The sequence below is a fragment of the Marisediminitalea lipolytica genome, from assembly GCF_001758465.1.
Classification (GTDB): domain Bacteria; phylum Pseudomonadota; class Gammaproteobacteria; order Enterobacterales; family Alteromonadaceae; genus Alteromonas; species Alteromonas lipolytica.
Genome location: NZ_MJIC01000013.1, coordinates 119710 through 139927, shown reverse-complemented (window position 1 = coordinate 139927; position 20218 = coordinate 119710). Strand labels below are relative to the sequence as shown.

Here is a 20218-nt window from a genome sequence, read left to right as displayed (position 1 = left end):
GATTATAGGTTCACAAAGTTGGTTAGCAGTTGTGCGCCGGCTTCACCTGAACGCTCGGGGTGAAATTGCACCCCAAAGAAATTGTTGTGCTGAATAGCCGCCGAGAACGACTGGCCGTATTCACAGCTGGCCAGGGTATTTTCATACACCGGTACGGCAAAGCTGTGCACAAAGTAAAAATAGGTGCCAGTATCCAGGCCTTTAAACAGCGGCGAATCCTTAACCGGGCTAATGGTGTTCCAGCCCATGTGTGGCAGGCGCAGCTCGCCGGCCTGCATGCGTTTTACGTGGCCGGGTAACAGTTTTAAGCAATCAATGGTGCCGCTGGTGGCTTCATCAGACTGCTCTACCATCAGTTGCATACCAAGGCATACGCCTAATACCGGCTGGGTTAAACCTTGCAGGGTAGGGATTAACTGTTTGGCAGCAATGCTGGTCATGGCCGCGCCTGCAGCGCCTACACCAGGTAAAAACACTTTATCGGCGGCTTTAATCACGGCCGGGTCGTCAGACACGGTTACGCTTACGCCTAAACGCTCAAGAGCAAACTTTACCGAAGAAATATTGGCGCAACCGGTGTTAACAATAACAATGGTTTGCTGGGTCATTACAGTGCTCCTTTACTGCTTGGCAGAGCATCACCAGAACGGGTAATGGCCTGACGCAGTGCGCGGCCAAACACTTTAAACAGGCTTTCTACCTGATGGTGTGCGTTACCTTCGGTGGTAGACAAGTGCAGCGACAAGCCCATGCTTTGCGCCAAAGAATAGAAGAAGTGTTCTACCATTTCGGTGGCCATTTCACCTACCTGATCGCGGCTGAATTTGGCATCAAACTTCAGATACGGGCGGTTGGAAATGTCCATAATACATTCGGCGCGGCATTCATCCATGGGCAGGGCAAAACCAAAGCGGCCGATACCACGCTTGTTACCCAGCGCTTTCTTAAGTGCTTCACCTAACGCCAGCGCCGTATCTTCTACGCTGTGGTGATCGTCAATATGCAGATCGCCGTCAGTTTTAAGCTGTAATTCAAACCCGCCGTGAGTAGCGATTTGATCCAACATGTGGTCAAAAAAGCCCATGCCGGTTGCAATGGTTGATTTGGCTGTAGAGTCTAAATCCACACGTACATGAATGTTGGTCTCGCTGGTGGTGCGAGTCACTTCAGCGATGCGTGAAGACGCCAGTAACTGCTTTTCAATAGCGGGCCAGTTAATACCGTCACGGCTGTACTGAATACCTTTAATGCCCATGTTTTCGGCTAGCTGCATGTCGGTCATGCGATCGCCAATTACGTAAGAGCGGGTAAAGTCGACTTTGCCTTGTTGCAGGTAATCTTTTACCAACCCCAGCTTTGGTTTACGGCAAGAGCAGTTGTCTTCGTCAAAGTGTGGGCAAATCAGCACGTCATCAAAGGTCACGCCCTGGCTTTCGAAAATGGCCATCATGGCATTGTGTGGGGCATCAAAATCCGCCTGCGGAAAACTGTCGGTGCCGAGACCGTCCTGATTGGTGACCATCACCAGTTTAAAGCCGGCGGCTTTCAGCTTTAACAATACCGGAATCACCTGTGGTTCAAATACCAGTTTTTCCAGGCTGTCGAGTTGCTTGTCAATCGGCGGCTCTTCTACCAGAGTGCCGTCACGGTCGATAAATAAAATAGCTTGCTGGCTCATAATTAAGCTCCTGCTTGGGCAAAATAAGCGTCTAATAATGACAATAAACGCTGGTTTTGTTCAGCGCTGCCAATGGTGACCCGCAGGCAGTTTTGCAGGTTAAGTTGTTTGGACTGATCGCGAATAAGCATGCCCTGGCTTACCAGATACTGCATGATCTGCGCGCACTCACTGTGGCGGAACAGAATGTAGTTGGCTTTTACATCGCCTACCATTTCAACGCCCGGGCGTTTGGCCAGTTCGGCTTGCAATGTGGTTCTTTCGCTGTTCAGGAAAGCCACTTGCTGCTGCATGCGGTCGATATTCTCAGGTGTTAGTGCCTGCGCCACAATTTGCGCCACCGGTTCAGGGATAGGATAGGGCGCAATTACTTTTAACAGGGCCTGAATGATGTCTTCATTGGCAATGGTAAAACCGCAGCGTAACCCGGCCAGCGCAAAGGCTTTAGACAGCGTACGTAGCACTACCAGGTTAGGGTATTGCGCCAGCTTGTTGGCCCAGGTGTTATCCATATCAAATTCGATATAGGCCTCATCCACCACAACCAACGCGGTATCAGCAAAATGCTCGATTACTGCGGTTAAGTCAGCCTTACTTACCTGGGTTCCGGTAGGATTATTTGGCGCGCAGATAAATACCAGATTCACGTTGTCGGTGGCACAGATACCCGCCACATCTAAACTAAAATCAGTATTCAGTGGTACGCGTTTGATGCCAACATCACAGGTTTCGGCGCTGATGGCATACATGCCATAGGTCGGCGGGCAAATCAGAATATTGTCTTCACCGGGCGTACAAAACGTGCGGATTAAAAGCTCAATACCTTCATCGGCACCGCGGGTCACAATTAACTGTGACTTGTCGATACCAGCATATGCGGCATAGCCGTTAATGACTTTGTCAGGCTGACACGAGGGATAACGGTTAAAGTTGCTGGCGTCGATGTCATAAGGATTAGCAAAGGGCGATTCGTTGGCATTCAGCCAGTCCTGACCACCCGAAAATAACCGGCGCGCTGACTCATAAGGTTTCAGCGGAACCAGATTGGCGTTGATTAAGGTATCAACCAGTTTGCTCGTCATAGCGGTCTCTGTATCTAATCGTTTTGCTGCAATTTAGTCATTCGGTAGCCCACGGCATTGCGGTGAGCATCCAATCCTTCAGCGTCTGCCAGTTGCATAATCGCCGGGCCTAAATTGCGCATGCCGTCTTCACTTAATTCCTGAATGGTGTAACGGCGCATAAAGTCCAGCAGTCCCAGGCTGGAGTAATTGCGGGCATAGCCGTAGGTCGGCAGCACGTGGTTAGTGCCCGACGCATAGTCTCCGGCACTTTCCGGCGACCAGGGGCCTAAGAAAATCGAGCCCGCATGTTTAATTTTGGGCAGTAAGTCCCGCGCATTGTCGCACTGCACAATTAAGTGCTCCGGTGCATACTGGTTACTTACCGCAATCGCCTCATCAACAGTAGCGGTTAGTATATAGCGGGCGTTTCCCATGGCTTTACTGGCGATGCTGTTACGTGAAAGCGCAGCAAGCTGGGTGGCAACAGCTGCTTCAACCGCGTTTATCAGCGCTTCGCTGTTGGTGACCAGAATCGCCTGTGAATCCGGGCCGTGCTCGGCCTGGGATAACAGATCTGATGCCACAAAATCTGCATCGGCGTTGTTATCTGCCAGTACCAATACCTCTGAAGGACCGGCTGGCATATCAATGGCCGCGCCGTCCGCGCGCTGGCTGACCTGCTGTTTGGCTTCGGTCACAAAGCTGTTGCCAGGGCCAAAGATTTTATCAACCTTGGTAATGGTTTGCGTGCCAAAGGCCATCGCGGCTATGGCTTGCGCGCCACCACACAGGTAAATCTCTTCAATGCCACACAGCTTCGCTGCATAAGCGATCTCAGGCGCAATTTCCTGTGCGCTGTTCGGCGGTGTGCATAGCACTTTGCGTTCGCAACCGGCAACCAGTGCCGGTACACCCAGCATCATTACAGTAGACGGTAACGGCGCGCTGCCACCCGGAATATACAAGCCAACCGCTTCAAGGGCGGTAAAACGCTGCTCACACACTACACCGGGTGTGGTGGTGAGTTTAATATCCTGGGGATACTGTGCCTCGTGAAACTGTTTAACATTGTTAAACGCGGTTTGAATGGCATCCTGCACCTGTGGTGTAACGCGGCTTGCCAGTTCATCACGTTTTTCGGTACTTAACGGCAGGGTGGTAAGCTCAGGGCTGTCGAAACGACGGGTGAAATCCAGCACCGCTTCGTCACCACGTTCCAGCACCGCAGTTATGATATCTGCTACAGTAGCGCGTAATTTAGCGCTGTCTGCCATGGCCGGGCGGGCCAGGGCAGCGGTTTGTTCGGCAGCGGATAAAGTAGACCAGTTAATCATGTGATTAGCCTCGCATTAACCCATCATTTTTTCGATTGGCATCACCAGAATCGAGCTACAACCTAAGGCTTTGAGCTTTTCCATGGTTTCCCAGAACAGGTTTTCCGGGCTCACTACGTGAATCGCTACAGTGTCTTCGCTGCCTGCCAGTGGCAGTACAGTTGGGTTTTCCGCGCCTGGCAGTAAGCTTTTGACCTGCTCTAAATAGGCTTTTGGCGCGTGCAGCATAATATACTTGCTTTCTTTAGCCTGAATTACGCCGTCAATACGTGGTACTAAACGGTTAATCAGAGCCAGTTTTTCGTCGCTTAGTTCACCGTCGGCACGCTGGATCAGTACGGCTTTAGAACGGAAGATCACTTCTTCTTCCTGCAGGCCATTGGCTTCAAGGGTGGCACCGGTGGATACCAGGTCACAGATAGCGTGGGCAACGCCAGCACGCGGTGCAACTTCTACCGAACCAGTTAACATTACCGCCTTGGCATTAACGCCGTTTTCTTTAAAGAAACGTTCCAGCAGGTAAGGGTAGGTGGTGGCCACTTTTTTGCCTTCCAGTGCCTGTACGCCGGTATAATTGAATTCGGTAGGCACAGCGATAGACAGGCGGCAACCGCCGTAATCCAGACGGCGCAATACTTCAAAATCTGCTGCTTTGCCGGCGGCCTGACGTTCCAGCATTTTTTCTTCCAGCTCGTTCTCACCGATAAAACCTAAATCTACAACGCCATCCATCACCAGGCCTGGGATGTCGTCGTCACGGACGCGCAGCAGGTCGATATTTTCATTGGTGGAATGGGCAATCAGCAGGCGATCGCGAATGTTCAGTTTAATGCCGATGGCTTTCAGAAGTGCAATACTGTCGTCGCTTAAACGACCTGATTTTTGAATTGCAATTCGCAGTCTGCTGCTGTTATCACTCATGGTGATGGTCCTCTATTAGTCCTGAATTTGGTGCGCCATTAACGAAAAACCCCCGGAAGTTTCCTTCCGGGGGTCGATAACTGTTATCTGCGCCACTGGAAGGAAAACAACAACCTTCCAGCACAAACCTGAAAGGTTATGCTTTATGATGGTGGTGATGAATGGCGGCGCGTTTAATCATGTATAAAAATTTGGTTCAATAATTTAGACGCGCAAACAATAGCCAAGACGCGCAGTCATTGCAAGCCTTTTGCAACTTTTGAGGGTAAATATACTCTAATTATTTGTTATAAGGTCTGCCAGTTTGGAATGAATTATCTAAATTGGTGAATAATTAGCCGTTAAGGCGTATAGTCATCCTCAAAAGTGGGAGGTGTTATGAGCAGCGATTTACTGTTTTCGGTACTGCCCCGAGAGGGAAAGGTACCCATTGTTACCGACGACAGGGTTAAACGCGTCAGTAAAGAGTCGCGGGCCAAGCAATTGTCTGAAGATGAAAAAGAAACTCATGACGAAGAACGCCTGATCAGTGAGCAGCAACAGTACAAGGTGCATGAGAAGAACGCACAGGATAAAGAGCGATCCGAGCATGAGCAAAAAGAGCAGCAGGCTGAATCGCGGACCGAAAATAACGTAGAAGAAACGGAATCAGAGGATGAGCTGGTTTACAACAGCCACGGTGAAAAGGCAGAGCATCACCACGAAGATGATGCCCCGCATATTGATACTTACGAGTGAGCGGATTTCTTTTCAGTATCCAGCCACAGCAAGAACGCAGGTAAAAACAGTAAATCGATAACCAGCGCACTTACCAGTATAATTGCAGTAAGCAGGCCCATGTCTGAATTTAATGCAAAGCTGGACATACTTAAAATTATAAAACCCACTGTCAGTACTGATGTGGTTACGATCAAAGCCTGGCCTATGGTAGCAAAAGCATAACGTACCGCTTCTTCAGAGGTTTTCCCCAGCTCCCTTGCTTTCTTGTATTTTGCTAAAAAGTGTACTGTATCATCAACAATGATCCCTAGTGTCATACTTAGAACCACTGAAAGTGCCATATTGATCTCACCGGATATTATTCCCCAGATACCGAAGCCCAGTCCTGCGGGAAGTAAGTTAGGCACCAGGCTAATACAGCCCAGTTTGAGTGATTTCAGGGCAAAAATAAGTAATACAGAGATTATAACTAACGCGGTTAAAGATCCTTTTAACATGCTGGTCATGTTGGCTTCTCCAATATGAGCAAACATTAAAGCCGGGCTGGCTGCTGTCAGGGTGAGATCTGGCGCAATGGAATTAAAATAGGCTTTAGCGGCTAACTCGAACTCGGTTAGCTCTTTACTGCCCAGATTATCAAGTGTGACACTGATACGTGATGCGCTTTTATCTACATCTACCTGATTGTTTAAATCCAGACCGTAGGGCAATGACATCTCAAGTAATAGCAAATATTGTGCGGCAAGCTCCGCATCCTGCGGCAGTGCATAATAGGCATCATCGTCATAGTTCATGTTCATGTTCAGCTTTTTATAGGTATCGCTAATCGATGAAACATGATCTACCTGAGGTTGTTTTCTAAGCCAGTTGGTAAAATCCAAAATGGCGTTGAGTACTTCAGGCTTATTCACGCCGGAAATTTCATGAGTATAAATAGCAAAATCAATGGTTGCTAAACCGCTAAGGTGCTCAGTTTGGTAATCTGCAGCCTGGCGGAAGGCACTATCTTTGTGGAAATACTTAATGGCCACATCGTTAAGCTGGTTTTGTGAGGCAAAAGCAATAGCGCCAATAAATACTACAAGGCTGTAGGGCAACACCCTGCGATGATTAGCGATCACCCACTCCCCCATGCCCGTCAGCCAGGTCGTCTTTTTTGTTTCTCCGGAAGGTGCTGGCTTCACTGGAAGGTAAACCAAAACAGAGGGGAGTAATGTCAGGGCAAACACGCAGGCCAGCATCACACCCAGAGCCGTCAGGTTACCTAGATCGGCTAAAATAGGTACATCTGAAAAGTTTAGCGTTAAAAAGCCTATTGAAGTGGTTACAGAGGTTATAATTACTGGCATAGCATTGAGTGAAAGCGCTTTTTGCAGAGCCTCTTTGCGTTCGTATCCTTCTTTAATATGTTGAAACCAGGAAGCAATAATGTGGACGCAGTCTGCTACGGCTAGTGTCATTACCATGGTTGGCACGTTTACAGTAGATACGCTCAAAAAGAACCCGGCCCAGCCAGCAAAACCCATGGTTGCAGCTATTGTAGATGCAACAATGATAAGGGTAGCCAATGCTGCGTAAATTGATCGCATAAGAATACCAATCATAATAATAATGGCAGCAAACATGGCGGGGACAAGCGTTGAGGCATCCTCGTTAGCGGCCAGCAAAAAGGCATCATTCAGCATTACTACACCGGTCAGATAAATTTCGTGGTCCGGATAGTCTGTTAAAATAGAGGCTTTAAGGTCTTTTACAAACGCTGCTACTTCGGCTAACTCCAGAGTTTGATCGCCGTCATTTAATCTCACCGTAATGCTGACAACGGCGACCTGGGCATCCCGGGAAACCAAGCGATTGACTACATCAGGCTCGCTAAGTGCTATCTTCTCTATATTTTCGATAACTTCAGGAGTCAGGCTTTGCCAGTCAGGGTAAAGTTTATCAACGATTAGGTCGTCTTGCTGAGCGTAAGTATGCTGAAAGTTGGTGACAGAGTTGACCCTAATCGAATAGGGAGTTTGCCAGCCTTCTTCGGTGATAGCTTTAATCAGATCAAGCGTTTTTTCGTTAAATACATTACCGCTTTGAGGTACAACTAAAAAATTAACAGTTTCAGCTTTATTAAAGTGATCCTGCATGTCCTCAAAGGCTACGCGATGAGGATTGTCCTCGCGAAAAAACGTTTTGTAATCACCCCTAAAATACAAATTCTTACCACCAATAGACATCGCAATAATAAATACGCTGGCTAAAACAATGATAAGCAAAGGGTGATTCATCAAACGCTGATAAAAACTTTTAAACATTTGACATCCTTGACTTTAAACTAGTGCTATATAATTGATAACTTAATATTGCACGCTACCGGTAAATTTTCCACTAATCATGGTGGGACTAATGGTTGGGCTGTTTAATTTGAGAGGTCACTTAAATGAGTATTCCCAGCGTAATGACTCATCGGGTCGTTACTGTTCACATGGATGATTCATTGGCTGTGGTCAGGGAAATCTTTGAAGCCAGCGGGTTTCACCATCTGTTGGTGGTCGAAGAGGATAAACTGGTGGGGGTGATTTCTGACCGGGATTATTTAAAAGCCATCAGCCCTTTTATTGACAGTATCAGCGAGCGGATCCGCGATCGCGCTACCCTGGAGCGTAAAGTGCATCAAATTATGACGCGGGAAGTGATTACTCTCAAAGCCACCGATAGCATGGTCAAAGCCATAGAGTTGTTTAATACCCACAAAATTTCCTGTTTGCCGGTAATTGACGAAAACGAAAAGCCCATCGGTATTGTGAGCTGGCGGGATATATTTCGCTATTTCGGCGCTTCTGTGCAAAAGCGCCGAAGTTAGGGCTAAAGCTCAGCCTGCGCGCCCAGGGCTTTTAGCGCATCACCGTCAAGACGGTAGCGGATCCATTCCCCCTGCGGTTTCGCTCCCAGCGAATCATAAAAATCGATAGCTGGCTGATTCCAGTCGAGCACACTCCATTCAAATCGCCCACAGTCTTTGGCCAGAGCGATACCAGCTAAATGAGTAAGTAGCTTTTTGCCTGCGCCTAATCCTCGGCTTTGTGGCGATACGTACAGATCTTCCAGATAAATACCGTATTGTCCCTGCCAGGTAGAATAACTGAAAAAATAGATGGCAAACCCGATGGCCTGGCCGTCCTGTTCGCAGATAAGACCGTGGGCGTTAGGGGTCTCACAAAACAGGGTATTGTGAATGTGAGCCGGTGTAGCCTTAGCTTCATGCTCGGCTTTTTCGTAGATGGCCAGCTCTTTAATAAAATGCAGGATTGTGTCGGTGTCTTCGAGCACTGCTGGTCTGATAGTAATACTCATAGTCGTTGGGTTCCTGTGTTGATAGCCGCGACAAACACAAATAGTGTGGTTAAAAGGGCTGCTGCGTTACCGAAGCAGCCCTTTGACTAGGACGCTTGGGAAGGCTTTCGTTTTAAAGCGGTTATTCGCGTAACGATAACATTAAAGACGGTCTTACCGGCAATGCCAATATCCTGCAGGATAAGGTACAGGCAAGGCACCAGAATCAGCGTAACCAGGGTCGCGTACAATACGGCAGAGCCCAGAGCTGCTGCCATTGGAATAACAAATTGCGCCTGCAGGCTGGTTTCAAATAACAGCGGCGTTACCCCGGCAAAAGTGGTAATTGAAGTTAGCGTGATCGCTCTGAAACGAGCACTGCCCGCCTGCTGAGCGGCTTCCAGAATAGAATAGCCCTCCGCGCGGCGTTGATTTATATAATCTGTCATTACCAGTGAATCGTTGATAACCACCCCGGCCGCTGCAATCAGGCCGAATGTGGAGAACATGCTCAGTTCAAGGTCAAGTAAGAAGTGAGCATAAATAGCACCAGTCATACTAAAAGGGATAACCGACATAATAATGATCGGCTGGCCGTAACTTTTAAGCGGTACGGCTAACAGTATATAAATGATAATCATCGCGGCAGCGAAAAACATCACCTGTTCATCCTGCTGCGCCTGCTGTTCTTCAATGTCGCCACCCAACTGGGTCTGAACTTGTGGGAATTCTTCAAGCAACTGCGGCAGCAGGTTTTCGTCGATATTCTCAACCAGTTCGTTGGGCTCTACCGCTTCTTCATCGATAGAACCAAATACGTACACGCTACGATAGCCGTCCTCGCGGCGGATATAGCTGATACCGGGCTGCTCGGTGAGCTCTACCACATCACCCAGCATAACTTCTTCGCTGGCAGGCGTACTGATAATGGTGTATTTTAGTGCCGAAAATTGTTCGCGGGTCATGCGTGGGTAGCGCACCATGACACGCACTTCCTCACCATTGCGGATAACACGCTGGGCTTCGCCACCATAAAAACTAAAACCGACCTGATTGGCAATGTCTCGCAGGGAAAGGTCTAGCTCGTAAGCTGCAGGCAGTAAAGACATGCGGATTTCTTTGCTGCTCGGGTCAATCGACGAACTGATATCGTAAACGCCTTTTTGGTCCTGTAATAACTGGATAAAGCGACGGCCTGCCTCATTGAGCATGTTGATGTCGGCACCATAAAGCAAGTAGGCAAACTCACCGTTGTCACCGCTTTGGTTAATATCATCAATTATGGTGATACTTTTCATACCCGCGATAACAGGCATGGCTTCACGCCAGCGCCGGGATAATTCAAAGGTACTGAAATGGCGTGCTTCTTCATCCACCAGCGGCGCAACAATTCGGGCTTCAGAGCGGGTTTCGTTAAACGACACAATATCCCGCAGCATGCCACTGCCAAACTCTTCAATGGTTTGGGCTTCAACCTTACGAATGGTATTTTCGATGGTTTTGAGCGCTTCAATAGTGGCAAAATCCGACACGTTCTCGTTCATTTCGATTTCAATCATGGGGAAATCATGGGGCGCTTTAGGCTGCGGGATCATGCGCACAAAATTCCCCTGAATCAAACCAACACCAAGCAGTAGCAGGGAAATGAAGAGCATCAGTACCGACCAGCGCCATTCAATCGCTTTGCTGACGGTGCGGTAGTAGGGACCGTTAACAAACTGATTAAAGCGGTTGTTGAACTTTGCCCGCCAGCTGGTGGGTTTAACCGGCTTAAAGTGAATGCCGGCAACGTGAGCAGGCAGGATCAGTTTGGACTCAATTAAGCTGAATACCAGACATAACGACACCACAACGGCAATATTGTAAAAAAAGGCACTGTCGGGGCCGCTACTTAAAATAAACGGAGCAAATACCGCTATGGTGGTTAAAACACCAAAGGTTGCGGGCGTAGCAACCCGTTTAGCACCGCGTATCACGTTATCTATACCAGTGCCTTTGCGTTCTATTTCGGAATAGGCGCTTTCGCCTATTACAATAGCGTCGTCAACGACTATCCCCAGCACCATGATAAAGGCAAACAGTGAGAGAATATTAATACTGACACCAAATACTGGCATTAGCATTACCGCGCCCAGAAAACATAAGGGTAAGCCCACCATAACCCAGAAAGCCAGGCGGAAGCGCAGGAAAATGGTTAGCATCAGCGCTACCAGAATGGACCCTTGTAACAGGTTTTGCAGCATCATATTTAAACGGGCATTCAGGTAATAGGTCATGTCATAAAGCTCTTTCAGCTCAAGACCTGCCGGTAGTTCACTATTTTTGTGCTCCATGTATGCTTTAACGGTTTGGGCAACCGGAATGATATTCTGAAATTTAGTGGCTTTAATATCGATGATGACCGCGTTTTTGCCGCTGAATCGAAAATAGCGCTCGCCTTCAGTAAACTCATCCTTAATGTCGGCAATATCTGACAGTAACACCTGGGCGCCATCAGCCCCGATTTTTACCGGGATACTGGCAAATTCCTCGCCATCATAAAACTGACTTTCAATACGAACCGACACCAAACCGGCATCCGTACGAAGCTGACCGGCAGAAATATTGGCGGAATACTGATTAATGGCGGCTGACACATCGGCGATAGTCAGGCCGTACATACGCAACAGCTCAGGTTTAATTTCTATGGCGATTTCGTCCAGCGGGACCCGGGCATTGGCAATGGAAATAGTGCCTACCTGTAATAACTCGTCTTCAATCTCGTTGGCTATGGGCTTGAGTTCGGTTAACGGGATATCGCCGGTAAGGGCCATTTCAATCACGTCCTGCTGAAACTCGACCTGGGAAATCGTGACCGGCTCCATGCCTGAAGGGAAGGTCGCAATGCTGTCGACCCTGAGTTTTACTTTATCGAGGATTTCGGGCAATTCGGCATCCTGATCGATTTCCAGTGAAATACGTCCGTTATTTCGGAAAGAGCGCGATATCATGCGCTTTATCTCACTGACATCCTTGAGGTTTTCCTCTATTTTTATCAGGATGCTTTCTTCAATTTCCTGGGGGGATGCGCCAAGGTAAGACGCTGATATATTAATGTAATTGATTTCGATGTTCGGGAACATCTGGCGCTGGATAGTAAAATAACTTACTAAGCCCATGACCAGGATAAACAGCATCAGCAGGTTGGCAGCAACCGGATTGCGCGCAAACCAGGCGATCATGCCCGTTTGGGTATCTAATGGATCTTTCATAGCGCTTTATTCCGTTTGTTATTGTTGACTGGCAACCAGACCACTGGTGCCGTCTACCACTTTAACGGCCATGCCGTTTTGCGGGTATTCCGGGAGCGTCATGACAATCCGTGCCGAAGCATCGATATCAGCATGAAAGTAAAAGAAACTGCCTTCTTCGCGCAGCACTTCAACCGGCACCGATTGCAGGCGATCCTCGTCGTCAAGGATCCACAGCTGCCGGCGCGTAATCAACTCCTGCGGCAGTTTATACACGTTTTCCAGCGTGCGGCCGGTGAAGGTCACTTTGACGTAAGAACCAAAACGCAGCACAGGTGCATCTGTTTTAAGCCCGTAAGGATCGTCTATCCGGGCAACCAGATGGGTCATGCGGGTATCGGCGTCCACTAAACCGGTTTCACGGTTAAGCATGCCAATACGGGTTATGGCGTCGTCACTGCGGTTCACCTGAGTCAGTTCAGCAGCGATTTGGGTTAAGTTCTGAGGTAAGAAAATCTGATCAAAGCGGGCAACCGGGAAAGTCACTTCAGCTGTTTCAATATTAAAAAGCTGGGCAACCATGGTGCCGGTATTAACAAAATCACCTTTACCGATATTGCGACTTACAATAAGGGCATCATAAGGGGCTGTTACATCACAGTTGGCCAGATCGCGTTTAGCAATTTTAAGCTGCGCCTGAGCTGCTTTTACTGCCGCCTGGGCACTTAAAATCTGTGGCTTGCGCAAATATAAATCTGTAACAGTAAATCGTGATTTAGGCAAATTAGCGGCTTCTTGTTTGGCAACTTCTGCCAGCGCTTCTTCTTCTATTAACGCTGCTTCAGCGGCAGCCAGGTTGGCCTGTGCCTGCAGTAGCGCCGCTTCGTAAGTGTCTTTCTCGATACTGAATAATACCGTGCCGCTTTTAACTTGTCCGCCGGCAATAAACTGAGGATGCCAGTAAGTGACTTCGCCACTGACCTGCGCAGACAGACTGGTAGATTCCAACGGTGCCAGCTCACCAAAGCCCTCGATAGTAACCGAATATGAAGTTGGTTGAAGATTGGTGACCTGTACACTTGGACGTGTATCGATTGATTCAGGTTGAGCTTCGCTGTCACCAAGCGCCGCAACCCCTTTCATCACAACAATTCCCACTATTAAAATAGCGACCGGGGAGAGTCTTTTTATCCATTTCATCACAGCTGTTCCCGCTTCCTGTTATTGCTCAGGTTATTATGTAGTTTTTGGCGAAGCCGGAACGTTGATCAGGTGTAACCGTAAGTTAAGCAACCAGATTTTCAGAAACCTAGACCTCTGCCATAGTACCTAATGATGACGCAGAAACGACCTTATTACGACCCTTTTCTTTGGCTAAATATAAGGCTTTGTCGGCTAACGAGAGTGCTTGATCCAATCCGCTACTAAGCTGTAACTCAGCCACGCCAAAGCTAGCGGTCACTGTGAGCGAGGTGTCGCCTACGTTAACGGGGGTGTTGGCCAGGTGCTGGCGTATTTTTTCGGCAAGGATGGTGGCATTCGTTTCGTCGGTTGTCGGTAAGACAAACAAAAACTCTTCGCCTCCCCACCGGGCAACCGCATCTTGTTTGCGGATGGCGCTTTCGAATAATCTGGCAACATGTTCCAGTACGATATCGCCACCATCATGACCATAGTTATCGTTTACCTGCTTAAAGCGGTCGATGTCGCATAAAACCACCGACAGCGGTTCCTTTTGGCGTTGGGCCCGGTTGGTCTCATGGGTGATTAACTTTTGTATTCCCCGTCGGTTGAGTAACTGGGTGAGGGCATCAAACAGCGCCTGGCGTTCAAACTTTTCGCTGATGTCACGGATGATAGTGAAGCTGGTTTGGCGGCTGTGTTCGTAAAAGGCAGATAAAAACGTGACAGTGGCAAAAGACAATAACAAACGCACTCTGAACTCATGGCTGTAATTCACTCCCAGTAAGGCATCGTCGGGATAAAACAGGATCAGGATGCAAAACGCCATAAACAGGCCAACAAATAACACGCCGTAGCGTATGCCTGAAAAAAACATTGCCACCGGCGGTAAAACAAAAATCCATAACGGACCGGTACCCGCTACCCCGCCTTGCGCTACCAGGTAAAGCATTAAAAACATCAGGCAGGTAACCAGCATCGCTGGCGCAATTACATGGCTGTGTTGTAATTTGCTGTGGAGCAGGATGCCTTTGCACAAGCCAAACATGGCCGAGGAGACAAGTAAAACGATACCCAGAATATCATCACGGGTTAGCACTGCATTGATACCCAGCACCAGGGTTATCGACATTCCCACAATGGCAAACAGATTAATAACGACAATTTTACGACGGGTATCCTCGTCGTGTTCTTCCCGACAGCCACTAAGAATAAGACTGTGGTAAAACCGTTTAATCCGGCTGTGTTGATTCTGAGTTTGCTTCAAGTTTGGCTACTACATCTTTAGCAAGTTGGTTTACCAGTATGCGCATTTGCGCTACTGCCTGGGCAAACCCGTCTGATTCAAGTGGGAGCTGATAGTTAAACTGAATCAGTTGAGGTGCCTGTGAGTCTGGTGCCTGAAGCCTGAACGTGCCTTTTAGCACCAAATCGCCCAGATAGGTGGTGATAAAATCATCTATCTGAATGTCTAAAATATACTCGGTTTGGGCCGGGTTTGTCCACTGGCTTTGGGCTCTGAGGCGAACACTGTGTTGCAATGATAAGGCTTCACCAAAAGCCATGGTTAAATCGTTATCAAAAGGCTCGGCCCACAGGTGGTCCGGGGCAAAATGCAGCTGACTGGCGCTGAGCTGTAAGCTTAAATTACGCTGCTTCAGGTAAGTCGGCACGGTTAAGGTACGCAGAAAAACAGTGGGCTGTGCGCTGATATCCCGACTCGGCTGGGAAAGACTTTGACCCGGGTCGTGTAACAGATAGTAATTAAGTGAAATGGGTTTACTGCTACATGCGCTCAACGCCCCCAGCAGCAGTACCAGTAGCCAGTTTCTCATTGGTTGTTCTCCTTGACCCGGGGTTGAATATTGATCTCTGCGTTGTCGGAAAAAATCAGCCCGTTTGGTGTACGGTTAAGCTGCATTAACAGCGGTTGTACTGAGCGCAGGGTTTCCTGCAGTGAGTCAACGGTTTCCGCTATCTCTGCTTTACTCAGTCCGCCTTCTGAATAATGCTGTAGCAGCTCTTCAAAAGCGTTGAGACTGTGCTGAATCTGGCCGTTAAGCTTGTCGGTGTCAAAGGCTGAAATGGTTTTATCAAATTTTTGGCTGGTGGCATCAACCGACTTCGCGGCTGCCTTGAGGGTAGCCACCACATTGGTAATATCTTCAATCAGCGCTTCCAGTGGCAGTGCATTCATTTTATCTAAAATGGCATCCGCTTTTTGCGTGAGCTGAGTAAATTCGCTGGATACCGTTGGGATAACGTCAATGCCATTGACCTGCAGCTTCCTGGTTGCCTTGGGTTGTTCAACATGTTGTAAATCGACATACAAACCGCCGGTTAACACGTTCCCCATTCTTAAGGTGGCGCGCAGATCCTTATGAATCCAACGGGACAGGCGATTTCTTAAAAAAGTCAGACCCTCTTCGCTGTCTTCCAGGCGGGCTTTGCCCGGATAAATGTTAAGCAGCACGGGGATGGGGTAGGCGTCATCTAACAGACTGCCCAGTTCGATTTGGTCGGAGTTAATAGCGGCAACCTTACCGATTTGCAGGCCCCGGTATTCTACCGGCGCGCCGACCGTGAGTCCGCGTACACTTTCGTCTATCAGTAAGACATACTGGGCGGCGTAGCCAAACCTTTCGTCGGCAGCGGCATCGTAATCACCGTAAATAATAAAGGAAGCGTTTTTTTCGATGGGCTTGCCTTTCGCATCCCCCTGAGGATTACCGAAGGTAACGCCATTCGCCAGCAAGGTCTCCAGACTGCCGGTCTGGATAGTCAGGCCATTGGAGGCGAGTTGTAGCTTTACGCCGCTAACATTCCAAAAGCGGGTGCTTTCGTCTATTAGCTTGTGATACGGCGCATGAATAAAAGCGCGATATTCTATTTTGCCGAGATCCACATCAAAATTAACCTCTTCGAATTCGCCCACTTTAAACCCTTTATAGATAATAGTATCACCGGGTTTGTAAGTGAGATCATCGGTAGCACTGCTCAGTTTAACGTGCAGACCTGGGGTGCCAGGCGGGGTAACAGGAGGGCGCTCAAGAGCAACAAAATGGTCCAGTTCGGTCTCGCCTGGTTCGGCTGTCATGGCAATAAAGCTGCCGGATAATAACGTGTTTAATCCTGATACTTCGGAAAAAGAGACCCGGGGAGCAACCAGCCAGAAGCGGGTATTTTCATTTAACAGCCGGGCGGCGCTTTTCTCCAGACGGGCGGTAACAATCACGCCATCAAGCTCAGGTTTAAGCTCAATTTTTTTTACCTGGCCAACCTCAAGATCCCGAACTTTAATCGGCGTTTTGTTAATTTCGATACCGCTGGCCGAACTCATCTCGATAGTGATCAGCGGCCCTTGATTCTGCCATTGATAGTAGACCATCCAGGCGCCCACTAATAACGCCAGAATAGGAATCACCCAGACTTTGGAGATTCTTGTGGTGGGTTTTATGGTTGCGTTATCGGTCATAAATCTGCACGGTCCCTTTGCTGCCAGATTAAACGGGAATCAAATGTCATTGCTGCTAACATGGTAATAAAAACCAATCCGCAAAAAGCCAGCGCGGCGGGACCGGGATGAATTGAAAGCGTGCTGCCAAGCTGGATCAGCGCCACCAGTATAGCAACCACAAATACATCAATCATCGACCAGCGTCCAATAAACTCAATAAACCGGTAATAACGGATTTGCCGTTCTGGCTTATTTAATTCGTGAAACTGCACGGCATAAGTCAGTCGGGCAAGCACAATCAGTTTACCCACCGGGATCACGATACTGGCAAAAAATATTACCAGTGCAACCGGATAGGAGCCACTTTGCCACAGTGAAATAACGCCGCCCATAATGGTGTTAGGTTCGGCATCGCCAAATAATTCCGTGGTCATTATGGGCAGGGCATTGGCTGGAATATACAGGATCAGTGCGGTAAACAACAAGGCCCAGGTACGCTGAATGCTTAAGCTGGATAATTGCGGTGTTAGCGGTGCTATGTAGGGTAAGTTGCCATTATACAGCCAGAGTTTCAGCCGGGTATCATCAAAATAAAACAAGGCGGCGCTCATACAAACACTAAACAGCACAAAGGCGTAAAAGGACATACCAATAGCGATGTCGGCCAGCGAGGTGATCTTGATGAGGCTCACCAGTGTGCCGAGCAAAAAGATTTCGGCCATACTCCAGGGCATTAAAGCTTCTACCCACTTTAACAGCGTTTTCATCCACGGCTGTGGCGCTACCGTTAGTCTGGCGGTGAGTAGCGTGATGAGGCCAGTAAGAACCAGGCCGGGTAGTACCAGTGTTGCCATGCCGGTAATCAGTGCCAGACTAAAGTAGTCCTGCTCGATTAACACGTGCAGACCGCCGGGTAAATCGATACTGTTTTGCTGACCGTTGGCACGAAAGGACAAAAAATTAAAAGGTAAGGACAGTAACAGGAATATCATGGCCGAAATCGACAACGCCAGTGCCAGCGGCATATCATTGCGATGATATATGCTAAGCGTGTAACCGCAGCGAGGACAGACAGCCCGCTGTTTATTATGCAAGGCTGGCACGTTTACGTTGGCTTCGCACTGAGGGCAAGTAATATTACAAAGTGGAGGCGCTGACATCGCTCACATTGGGTTTGTTTTTTATTAGCTTACCCCAAACATCCCTGACTTAAAATAGAACGGGGCGCTTTAAGCGCCCCGTTCTGAGAGTATTACTATTGTAACTTAGTAAGCCGCGTTGCCCGGTGTACGCGGGAAAGGAATTACATCACGAACGTTTTGCATGCCGGTTACGTAAGCAACCAGGCGCTCAAAGCCCAGACCAAAGCCGGCGTGTGGTACGGTGCCGTAACGGCGTAAATCACGGTACCAGCCGTAATCTTCTTTACTCAGGCCCATTTCTTCCAGGCGTTCATCGAATACATCCAGACGTTCTTCACGCTGCGAACCGCCGATGATTTCACCAATACCCGGCGCCAGTACGTCCATCGCGGCAACGGTTTTGCCGTCGTCATTCAGGCGCATGTAAAAGGCTTTGATGTCCTTCGGATAGTTTTGCATGATAATCGGCGCGCCAACGTGCTCTTCGGCCAGATAGCGCTCATGCTCACTCGACAGGTCAATGCCCCAGCTAACCGGGAACTCAAAGTCTTTACCGCAGTTTTCCAGAATCTCGATTGCGTCGGTGTAGTTCATACGCACGAAATCGCTGCTGATTAATTTTTCCAGACGGCTTATCGCTTCCTTATTGATGCGATCTGCAAAGAAAGCCATATCGTCAGCACGCTCTTCCAGTACCGCTTTACACACATACTTAAGCATGTCTTCTGCCAGCTGGGCGATATCACCGAGGTCGGCAAAGGCAACTTCCGGTTCGATCATCCAGAACTCAGCCAGGTGACGTGAGGTGTTGCTGTTTTCGGCACGGAACGTCGGGCCAAAAGTATAAATCTTCGACATGGCACAAGCGTAAGTTTCGCCGTTTAACTGACCGGAAACCGTTAAGTAGGCCTCGCGACCGAAAAAGTCCTGACTGTAATCAACCTGGCCTTGTTCAGTAGTCGGAACGTTCATCATATCCAGCGTTGATACGCGGAACAGTTCGCCAGCGCCTTCGGTATCGCTGGCGGTGATGATTGGCGTGCTAACCCAAAAATAGCCGCGCTCGTGAAAGAAGCGGTGAATAGCCTGCGACAAACAGTTACGCACGCGGGTAACCGCGCCAATAACATTGGTGCGTGGGCGCAAATGGGCATGTTCGCGCAAATATTCGATAGAGTGACGCTTTGCCGCCATTGGGTAGGTGTCCGGATTTTCTACCCAGCCCACAATCTCAACATCGGTTGCGTCAAGTTCCAGCGCCTGGCCTTTGCCTTCTGACGCTTTTACATTTGCGGTAACCACCAAAGAACAGCCAGCCGTTAAACGTTGAATATCAGCATAATTCGGTAACGAATTCAGCGCGACTACCTGTACAGGGTCAAAACAACTACCGTCGTGCAAAGCAATAAATGAAAGGCCTGCTTTTGAGTCGCGTCGGGTTCTTACCCAGCCCTTCACCGTTACCGATTCGCCAACCGCGTACTTACCAGCCAGTACGTCAACTACGGGGGCGTGTGTCATGGTTACTATCTCCAATCAATATGTGTTTTTGTAAAACGCAAATCATCGCATAGCCAAAGCCCGATTGCATCCAGATTCATTAAACAAAATGACGTTCTGGTCGATATTGACTATGAGAGCGTTAAAAATAACGTTTTCGCTATGTGGTCTGCTGCAATTTCAGGCAGCGTTTTTATCACTTTAACCTAACAGGCGCTAGTATACTTATTCGCTTTGCGGATACTAGCGATACAGACAGAAATGACAGCTAAAACAGTGCAAAAATTTGGTCAGGAACGCAGAAAAAAATCCCGTGAGCATGATACCTACTACCGGGTAGTGGTCACGCTTAACTCGCTAGCCTGGCTGTCGCTTATGATTTGTTTGATATTGTTTCATTTCGCACGGCCGGAAATGGTCTCGGGCGTACAGCAATTCTGGGGAATCGAGGGACGTACCAGCTGGTCGCCGGAGTATATTGATGCGTTGATTACGTTGCTACAGAGTTGTTTAGTGACGAGTTTACTAACGATGTTTTTACGGTCACGACGTAATCGTCGTAAAAGCGATCGCTACGGAGTTAACCTGTTTATTCTGGCGGGGATTAGCTCGCTGAGCCTGGTAACATTAAACGCGGTAGCGCTGGCATAACCAGCGCTGTCTGCC

General features: G+C 48.6%; 17 protein-coding genes and 1 other annotated feature. Of the genes, 3 read left to right on the top strand and 14 right to left on the bottom strand.

Annotated features, from left to right (window positions below):
• Positions 1 to 2: 2 nt before the first annotated feature.
• The 5 genes from hisH to hisG are packed head-to-tail and all read right to left on the bottom strand — an operon-like array spanning position 3 to position 4997.
• On the bottom strand, positions 3 to 608 hold the full coding sequence (gene hisH, locus BFC17_RS10990) for an imidazole glycerol phosphate synthase subunit HisH (RefSeq protein WP_070176519.1): 606 nt from the start codon (positions 606 to 608) through the stop codon (positions 3 to 5).
• Complete coding sequence (hisB, locus tag BFC17_RS10985; RefSeq protein WP_070176518.1) at positions 608 to 1678, bottom strand: bifunctional histidinol-phosphatase/imidazoleglycerol-phosphate dehydratase HisB; 1071 nt, start codon at positions 1676 to 1678, stop codon at positions 608 to 610. The genes hisH and hisB overlap by 1 nt, the downstream gene beginning before the upstream one ends.
• Before the next feature lie 2 nt (positions 1679 to 1680).
• Positions 1681 to 2760: a histidinol-phosphate transaminase gene (gene hisC / locus BFC17_RS10980; RefSeq protein ID WP_070176517.1), complete on the bottom strand. Its 1080-nt coding sequence runs from the start codon at positions 2758 to 2760 to the stop codon at positions 1681 to 1683.
• Positions 2761 to 2774: 14 nt separating this feature from the next.
• On the bottom strand, positions 2775 to 4076 hold the full coding sequence (hisD, locus tag BFC17_RS10975; RefSeq protein WP_070176516.1) for a histidinol dehydrogenase: 1302 nt from the start codon (positions 4074 to 4076) through the stop codon (positions 2775 to 2777).
• A gap of 15 nt (positions 4077 to 4091) precedes the next feature.
• Positions 4092 to 4997 (bottom strand): ATP phosphoribosyltransferase, encoded by a 906-nt coding sequence (hisG, locus tag BFC17_RS10970; protein ID WP_070176515.1) that lies wholly within the window; start codon positions 4995 to 4997, stop codon positions 4092 to 4094.
• 44 nt (positions 4998 to 5041) lie between these two features.
• Positions 5042 to 5158 (bottom strand) — a sequence feature (His leader region).
• A gap of 217 nt (positions 5159 to 5375) precedes the next feature.
• On the opposite strand from hisG, the gene BFC17_RS10965 reads away from it, so the two are divergent.
• A complete protein-coding gene (locus tag BFC17_RS10965) occupies positions 5376 to 5735 on the top strand; it encodes a hypothetical protein (protein WP_070176514.1) in 360 nt (119 codons plus the stop codon).
• Here the strand turns inward: BFC17_RS10965 and BFC17_RS10960 are convergent.
• Complete coding sequence (locus tag BFC17_RS10960; protein WP_070176513.1) at positions 5726 to 8023, bottom strand: efflux RND transporter permease subunit; 2298 nt, start codon at positions 8021 to 8023, stop codon at positions 5726 to 5728. The genes BFC17_RS10965 and BFC17_RS10960 overlap by 10 nt on opposite strands.
• A gap of 125 nt (positions 8024 to 8148) precedes the next feature.
• On the opposite strand from BFC17_RS10960, the gene BFC17_RS10955 reads away from it, so the two are divergent.
• The gene (locus BFC17_RS10955; protein WP_070176512.1) at positions 8149 to 8571 is read left to right on the top strand and encodes a CBS domain-containing protein; all 423 of its coding nucleotides are present in this window, start codon (positions 8149 to 8151) and stop codon (positions 8569 to 8571) included.
• Positions 8572 to 8573: 2 nt separating this feature from the next.
• On the opposite strand, the gene BFC17_RS10950 is transcribed toward BFC17_RS10955, so the two are convergent.
• The 8 genes from BFC17_RS10950 to asnS all read right to left on the bottom strand — a co-directional run bounded on the left by BFC17_RS10950 (position 8574) and on the right by asnS (position 19573).
• Positions 8574 to 9062 (bottom strand): GNAT family N-acetyltransferase, encoded by a 489-nt coding sequence (locus tag BFC17_RS10950; protein WP_070176511.1) that lies wholly within the window; start codon positions 9060 to 9062, stop codon positions 8574 to 8576.
• Between the two features lie 86 nt (positions 9063 to 9148).
• Complete coding sequence (locus BFC17_RS10945; RefSeq protein WP_070176510.1) at positions 9149 to 12292, bottom strand: efflux RND transporter permease subunit; 3144 nt, start codon at positions 12290 to 12292, stop codon at positions 9149 to 9151.
• An 18-nt stretch (positions 12293 to 12310) separates the two neighbouring features.
• Positions 12311 to 13471: an efflux RND transporter periplasmic adaptor subunit gene (locus tag BFC17_RS10940; protein WP_070176509.1), complete on the bottom strand. Its 1161-nt coding sequence runs from the start codon at positions 13469 to 13471 to the stop codon at positions 12311 to 12313.
• A gap of 109 nt (positions 13472 to 13580) precedes the next feature.
• The gene (locus BFC17_RS10935; protein WP_070176508.1) at positions 13581 to 14720 is read right to left on the bottom strand and encodes a GGDEF domain-containing protein; all 1140 of its coding nucleotides are present in this window, start codon (positions 14718 to 14720) and stop codon (positions 13581 to 13583) included.
• Positions 14686 to 15288 (bottom strand): PqiC family protein, encoded by a 603-nt coding sequence (locus BFC17_RS10930; RefSeq protein WP_070176507.1) that lies wholly within the window; start codon positions 15286 to 15288, stop codon positions 14686 to 14688. The genes BFC17_RS10935 and BFC17_RS10930 overlap by 35 nt, the downstream gene beginning before the upstream one ends.
• Positions 15285 to 16928 carry an intermembrane transport protein PqiB gene (gene pqiB, locus BFC17_RS10925; protein ID WP_070176506.1) on the bottom strand — a complete coding sequence of 548 codons (1644 nt, stop codon included), beginning with the start codon at positions 16926 to 16928 and terminating at the stop codon, positions 15285 to 15287. The genes BFC17_RS10930 and pqiB overlap by 4 nt, the downstream gene beginning before the upstream one ends.
• A complete protein-coding gene (locus BFC17_RS10920) occupies positions 16925 to 18070 on the bottom strand; it encodes a paraquat-inducible protein A (RefSeq protein ID WP_083271687.1) in 1146 nt (381 codons plus the stop codon). The genes pqiB and BFC17_RS10920 overlap by 4 nt, the downstream gene beginning before the upstream one ends.
• 105 nt (positions 18071 to 18175) lie before the next feature.
• On the bottom strand, positions 18176 to 19573 hold the full coding sequence (gene asnS, locus BFC17_RS10915; protein WP_070176504.1) for an asparagine--tRNA ligase: 1398 nt from the start codon (positions 19571 to 19573) through the stop codon (positions 18176 to 18178).
• Positions 19574 to 19813: 240 nt separating this feature from the next.
• On the opposite strand from asnS, the gene BFC17_RS10910 reads away from it, so the two are divergent.
• Positions 19814 to 20203, top strand: a complete 390-nt coding sequence (locus BFC17_RS10910) for a hypothetical protein (RefSeq protein WP_070176503.1) — start codon at positions 19814 to 19816, stop codon at positions 20201 to 20203.
• Positions 20204 to 20218: the final 15 nt, after the last annotated feature.